Source organism: Eisenbergiella porci (assembly GCF_009696275.1).
GTDB lineage: Bacteria > Bacillota > Clostridia > Lachnospirales > Lachnospiraceae > Eisenbergiella > Eisenbergiella porci.
This window is the reverse complement of sequence record NZ_VUMI01000015.1, coordinates 104,179-110,235: the sequence shown is the minus strand read 5'-3', so window position 1 is coordinate 110,235 and position 6,057 is coordinate 104,179. Positions and strand designations below refer to the sequence as shown.

Here is a 6,057-nt window from a genome sequence, read left to right as displayed (position 1 = left end):
TTCAGCCCTTGTCACGATAAATTTTCTCCTTTGCGAAAAACTTTTTTTTATTTTATCATGCATCGGCTAAATCTTCAGTGCTTATCAGTAATTTTTGTGCGAGAAATTTTCGCCTTTCAGAGCTGATAACACACTCATTATACAACTCTTCTAAAAAATTGTCATTATTATATTACTTTTTATTTGCATAAATCTCCATACTGCCAATTTTCAAGTGCGAATCTCCCGGCGAAATAATGTGCACTTATAATTCGCACCTCCCCAAATTTATAACCCCATTTAACACATGTAGGAATACACACAAATAATTATTTAATCTTTCTGCTCCCCCGGCCAACAGAAAAAAGATTATCAAACTTACCAAGGCCACCTCAGTTCAAATTTTTCCGGGACCTGTGCAGCACAAACCGCTGTACCGGATAATCAAATTCCATACACAGTTCCTCCGGCACAAAATTGAACCGCTGATATAATGCTCTTGGCGCAATTCCTTTTTCATCCCCTTCGCGGTATGTCGTAACACTGATATCAACATCCGGCATAAGCCGGAGCATTTCCGAAATCAATGCGGATGCAACGCCCTGACGGCGGTATTGGGGATGGACCGCCATACAGGAAAGGCAGTGCTGGTTGGGTGAAAATAATAAAATACCAACAATATTTCCGTTGTCCTTTACGCAAAGAGCTGTCTGCCGGGCGATATTCTTAAGAAGTGTTACCGTATAATCAGCAATTACAAGCCCCGGAAAGTCGTCAGCTACCATATTAACAAGTCCCAGCCAATCTGAAACACAGGCTTCATCGGCAAATTCTGCATGATATTGTTTCTTCATATATTTTACTTCCTCCTTTTAAACTCAGCCCATCCATACAAAAAAGAACAGAGCGTGGTGTACGTATATATCACCTGCCTGTTCTTCTGATAGGAAAATAAGCAAAACTGTAAGCCGGGTTATGTCGAGAATAATCATCTATCTAGTACTGCTGTTACCAGCAGTCTCAAGCGACCTACCTGAAAGCAGGCCGGGCAAGCCTGTCGCTCTCTGTTTGGTCTTGCTTCGGATGGGGTTTACATGTGCCCCGCCTGTTACCAGACGGGCGGTAGTCTCTTACACTGCCTTTCCACCCTTACCGGGGTCTGCACCCCAAAGGATTGCTCCTTTCCGCCAAAGGCGGGGCGGTATATTTCTGTTGCACTGGCCTTGGAGTCGCCTCCACCGGACGTTATCCGGCATCCTGCCCTGCGAAGCCCGGACTTTCCTCACCTGCCGCATCCCAAAAGGAATACGGACAGCCGCGATTATTCATCTTACTTATTTTCCTTTCAATACTATACCTTTTTTCTTCCACCTTGGCAAGTGCTAAATCAATGAAGAAAAGTCATTCCGCAGGGCAAATATAACCATTCTGCCAAAAAAGAAAGTTGACAGTCCAAAAAGCAGGGCTTAGGATGATAAATGAACAAATACCGCAAATCTAAAACTAAAAAACACAGGAGGATTTATGAAACCTTTTATCGGACTGACTCCTTTATATGATGATGATAAAAAAAGCTACTGGATACTTCCTGGCTATATGGAAGAAATTGAACATGCCGGAGGAATCCCGGTAATGCTGCCTTTAACTGCGGACCGGGATGTGCTGGAAAATATTTTATGCCGGATAGACGGGCTCGTCCTGACCGGCGGCCATGATGTGAACCCTGCGGTCTATGGTGAAAAGACAGAGGATTTCTGCGGAAGGCTCTGCCCGGAGCGGGATGAAATGGAGCTGGCCCTGATACAGCGGGCGCTTGAAAAGGATATGCCGGTGCTTGGGATCTGCAGGGGACTTCAGATCATGAATGCCGCGCTGGGAGGAAGCCTGTATCAGGATTTAGGCACCCAGAACGGCACTGGAATAGACCATGATATGAAAAAGCCCTATGACCGGGCCGCCCACAGCATAAGCCTTGAAATGAAAGCGCCTCTTTTCGGACTGCTGGGACAGAAAAGTGTGGGTGTGAACAGCAGGCATCATCAGGCCATCAAGGATCTGGCGCCTTCTCTTAAGAGCATGGCGACCGCGGAAGACGGAATCATAGAAGCTGTTTATGTTCCTGATAAACGGTTTTTCTGGGGCGTCCAATGGCACCCGGAACATTGGGGCGACAACGAAACAAGCGTAAAAATATTACAGGCCTTTGTCAACGCCTGTAAAAACTGATCTTCCATATAAAAGGGGCTGGATAAAAGGGACGGCAGTTTCATATATATAGCAGCTCCCATATGACAGCCATTTCATAAAAAATCCATATATGGCACAAAGTAAAAATATTACCACACAAACAATTTGGAAAATATATGGTAAAAAAATTGTGAAGCATTTTTTTCATTAACAATCCCAGTTTATCATACCAGCAAAACTGGGATTTGATAAAAAAGTTGACGTTTATTTACTTTGCGTTTCTTGCATAAGTTTTTTGTTTTCAATAAAAAAACATCCTGTAAATACTATTTCATAAAGCAACATAAATAATGCAATAATATCAGGAGAGCATGTACATCCTATAATTAAAACACTGATTGTTACAATTATCGAAGAGTACATATAACTTTTGGATTTATAGAGCCAACCAAAAGGCAGTAAGTGACCGCCGAAAATCATTGCTAAAACCATAAGCATTTTCTCTGGTACTGCTGAATATACCAAGCAGACAATTAAATATAAAGTATTTCATTCAATGTAAAAAGGAAGCTTACTTTATTTAATGGATTGTCATTGCGCATATACTCAAACGCTTCTGTCATTTCCTTTAAAGACATCATTTTTACCTCCTGAATATTCACAACTGCAGACAATTTGTCACTTTATTAATCAACTCTGCACAATTAAATTTGACACGCATACTTTCATACGGCTATTCACCGTTAGAACTCCCCAAGTTGTTTTATTGGCAGGCGAAGCAGGCGGTATAAAAATAGCTTCTTCAATTATATTGCTTTTGATTTTTCCTAAATTGGTTATGCTATAACCATTTTGGGAACCATATCCAAACATATTTCTTCCTACAAATGCTCCTGCTTTACTTCCAAACTCTCCTAATGTAGATATTGCAACAGCGTCAATCAGCTCCGGCTGCATATGTATATAACAGGCAAGCACAAGCATTTCTTTCTGTGGGTGCTGACATATATTTGTGACAAGTGACGCTACGCGTTTTGCAAGGGAAATCACATTTCCCTCGTTCTTTTTCACAAAAATGCTAAAAGCAGTAGAATAATTTCCCATTGCCCCTTGCCTGTAACATTTTGTCTGTTTACGAATATCGGCCGCAATAACCACCTTGTTTGTATTCTCTTCCAACATCATCTTTGCAATCAGCCAGTCATTTACAGTAACATTATGCTGTTTACATAAAGTCAGTATTTTTTCTAACTCCTGATTGCAAACGGTGAAAGTTTCCCGTTTCATTTTGTGTTTTTGAATATAGGCTCTTTCAAATGCGCTATATTCCTCATACATAACCTGTTGCCCCTCTTTTTTCCATCTTCTATTTGCGTCGCCTATTATCAATTTACTGATAAGAGGTAAATCGCTGTTTGAGGGAAGATCGTTTAAGCATTGAATTAAGCGTTCCGGGGCAAATTGCGGTATTACTCCGTTAGCATAATGCTCTGCAAATTCTTCTGCCAGTTGTAGAAGCCCTCTGCCGTCACACAAAAGATGGTGGGCGATAAAAAGTATTTGAAATTCATTTTCCTTTGGATAAACCACTACTTTTAGCAGACATTCATTCATGACATTCCACCCACGGACAGATATTTCCTCATAATCCTCTTGCCACAAAGCAGCTTCTTCTTTTACCATTACAGGAATATTCAAATAATCTTGTATTTGATAATAAAATCTGCCAGTGTCCGCTTCCTCTACAATTAAACTTTGCAGAAACGGGTGCGCTTTTTGAAGAGTGTCTATGCTTTGTTTTAGCCGCCCTTCATCATAATTGCTTTCTAATTTTGCCATAATCCCAAAGTGCATATTAGGACACATAAAATGCGCACGTTCTGTATACACATAATTTTTAACCGATTTCATATTTTTTCTCCAAGTCATTGTTTTCCCACATAGCAATATCATTCAACACCTTATCCTGATGTGCTTCAATGGCTAACAAGATTAACAAAACAGCAAATACGGCTCCTGCCAAAAACAAAGTAATTGAAGAAAGCCAATGCCACCCTGCCACCCAAAATAAAATACCAGTTACAAATAATACGCCGATGAGTTTCATCATGGTAAGCCCCGGTTCAAGCATATTCAGTTTATATTTATAGCGGTTATCATAGTCCATATTCTTATGTTTCAATTGCCGAACCTCTCTTGTTTTCATTGTGGTATAATTTGAAACTGGCACATGCTTCTATAAGTAACTGCCTTATTTCTTCGGGCGCAATGTTCGTTGTGTTCGTAGAAACAATCGTTGCTATACCATGCGTAAATATCCATGTTTTCACAAACACTTCCGGTTCAATCGGAACAGGAACGTGCTTAGCCAAATCGTAAAGGCTTTCAAGTCTTGTTCCGCTATCTGACATACATAGTAGATGGAACAGATTTTTTTCATTTTGAGCCAGTTCCACATACTTTAGTCCCATGCTTAAAAAATAGGGGGTTTCGGTATCTAAAGGCTGTTGGAGCATGGTTTCTTCAAATAGTTTTTGCGTTCTTTTGTAAACTTCTTCCTTCAGTTCTTCCATGTTGCGAAAAGCATGAAACACTGGTTGAGTAGAGCATTTTAATTCACTGGCAAGCAAACGTGCGGTTACTTTTTCAAAGCCATATTCTTTTGTCAACTCAAATGCTTTTTCAATAATAGCTTCTCTGGGTATCTTAACTTTTGGCGGCATAATATTCTCCATAAAATAACTAAGTTATATATCAATGTTATTATACACTGCATAAAGATTCTTGTCAATTTATCTGGCTGATAGTTGACGCTTTGGTGCCAAAATGGCGCCCGAATTTCCTATAGTGATATAAAACAATATGGGCAAATATTGGAAAATGGTAGAAAAGTTTATAATATGAGTGATACAATATAATCCAAATCGCTAAATCAATATTTGTGAGGGAATAATGAAGAAAGCATATTTTAACTGGAGCAGCGGGAAAGATTCCGCGTTAGCTCTTTATAAAGCCTTGCAATCGGGAATATATGATGTGCAAGCACTGTTCACCACAATAAAAAAAGATGGCTCTAAAATCGCTATGCACGAGATTGGTATAGAACTGCTCAAACAGCAAGCAGACTCTATCGGGATACCATTAACGATTTTGGAGTTTGATTTAACTGCTCCATCAGACGAATATAAAAAGTCGATGGAAATGCACATAGAAAAATTCAAAGAGAAACAGCTCAACATCGCACTTTTTGGTGATTTATACCTGGAAAACTTGAGAAATCAAAGAATTGATAACTGTAGGCGACAGGGTATTCAAGCCGAGTTTCCATTGTGGAATAGTAAACCGAGAGAATTATTGCAGGAATTTATATCATTGGGCTTCAAAAGCATAGTAACTTGTGTAGATGGCTCTATGCTTGACGAATCTTTTGTTGGTAGAGTAATTGATGAATCCTTCCTGAATGATTTGCCCGACTATGTAGACATTTGTGGTGAAAATGGTGAGTATCATTCTTTTGTCTTTGATGGACCAATATTCAGGAAACCGGTTGAATTTGAAATAGTAAGCAGATACTACAGAGATTATCCAAATGAGACAAATACAATGCTGAACAGGTATTGGTACCTTGAGCTTAGATAATCTCCTTCGCCCAATTCTTTAGGTTAGAATCGATGATGGGGTAAACGAAAAAGCAGTTTTGGCATTCCAGTGAACTGCCCCTTCGTTTACACCATTTTCGATTTGACCTAATTGAACAAAGTAAGCGTCCGGGTAGCCACTACCTATGGACTTTCAATCTTTTGTTCTTACCCATGATTATACAGGATTTCCTGTGCTGAAGCTACAGAAATCAAGTGTTTTCAGATAAATAGGTACAACAACAAAACCTCA

The 6,057-nt window shown here is 39.7% G+C and carries 7 protein-coding genes and 1 other RNA gene; 2 read left to right on the top strand and 6 right to left on the bottom strand.

Annotated elements, in window-relative coordinates; genetic code table 11:
• Nucleotides 1–371 precede the first annotated feature (371 nt).
• Together FYJ45_RS11330 and rnpB are read right to left on the bottom strand one after the other, a co-directional pair.
• Nucleotides 372–833, bottom strand: a complete 462-nt coding sequence (locus tag FYJ45_RS11330) for a GNAT family N-acetyltransferase (RefSeq protein ID WP_154464663.1) — start codon at nucleotides 831–833, stop codon at nucleotides 372–374.
• Nucleotides 834–927: 94 nt separating this feature from the next.
• Nucleotides 928–1,316: RNase P RNA component class A (gene rnpB, locus FYJ45_RS11325), an RNA gene on the bottom strand.
• Nucleotides 1,317–1,503: 187 nt separating this feature from the next.
• Between rnpB and FYJ45_RS11320 the strand changes: the two genes are divergently transcribed.
• Entirely contained in the window at nucleotides 1,504–2,205 is a 702-nt protein-coding gene (locus FYJ45_RS11320) for a gamma-glutamyl-gamma-aminobutyrate hydrolase family protein (RefSeq protein ID WP_154464662.1), read from the top strand.
• Between the two features lie 225 nt (nucleotides 2,206–2,430).
• Here FYJ45_RS11320 and FYJ45_RS11315 read toward each other — a convergent pair whose 3' ends face one another.
• The 4 genes from FYJ45_RS11315 to FYJ45_RS11300 all read right to left on the bottom strand — a co-directional run bounded on the left by FYJ45_RS11315 (nucleotide 2,431) and on the right by FYJ45_RS11300 (nucleotide 4,889).
• Nucleotides 2,431–2,700, bottom strand: coding sequence for a DUF7010 family protein (locus FYJ45_RS11315; RefSeq protein WP_408609493.1), 270 nt, complete (start codon nucleotides 2,698–2,700; stop codon nucleotides 2,431–2,433).
• A gap of 156 nt (nucleotides 2,701–2,856) precedes the next feature.
• Nucleotides 2,857–4,077 carry a condensation domain-containing protein gene (locus FYJ45_RS11310; RefSeq protein ID WP_195841784.1) on the bottom strand — a complete coding sequence of 407 codons (1,221 nt, stop codon included), beginning with the start codon at nucleotides 4,075–4,077 and terminating at the stop codon, nucleotides 2,857–2,859.
• Nucleotides 4,064–4,348, bottom strand: coding sequence for a hypothetical protein (locus FYJ45_RS11305; RefSeq protein ID WP_154464659.1), 285 nt, complete (start codon nucleotides 4,346–4,348; stop codon nucleotides 4,064–4,066). The genes FYJ45_RS11310 and FYJ45_RS11305 overlap by 14 nt, the downstream gene beginning before the upstream one ends.
• Nucleotides 4,338–4,889: a TetR/AcrR family transcriptional regulator gene (locus tag FYJ45_RS11300; protein ID WP_154464658.1), complete on the bottom strand. Its 552-nt coding sequence runs from the start codon at nucleotides 4,887–4,889 to the stop codon at nucleotides 4,338–4,340. Before FYJ45_RS11300 ends, FYJ45_RS11305 begins: the two co-directional genes overlap by 11 nt.
• A 229-nt stretch (nucleotides 4,890–5,118) precedes the next feature.
• On the opposite strand from FYJ45_RS11300, the gene FYJ45_RS11295 reads away from it, so the two are divergent.
• Nucleotides 5,119–5,805 carry a Dph6-related ATP pyrophosphatase gene (locus tag FYJ45_RS11295; RefSeq protein WP_154464657.1) on the top strand — a complete coding sequence of 229 codons (687 nt, stop codon included), beginning with the start codon at nucleotides 5,119–5,121 and terminating at the stop codon, nucleotides 5,803–5,805.
• The last annotated feature ends 252 nt before the right edge of the window (nucleotides 5,806–6,057 follow it).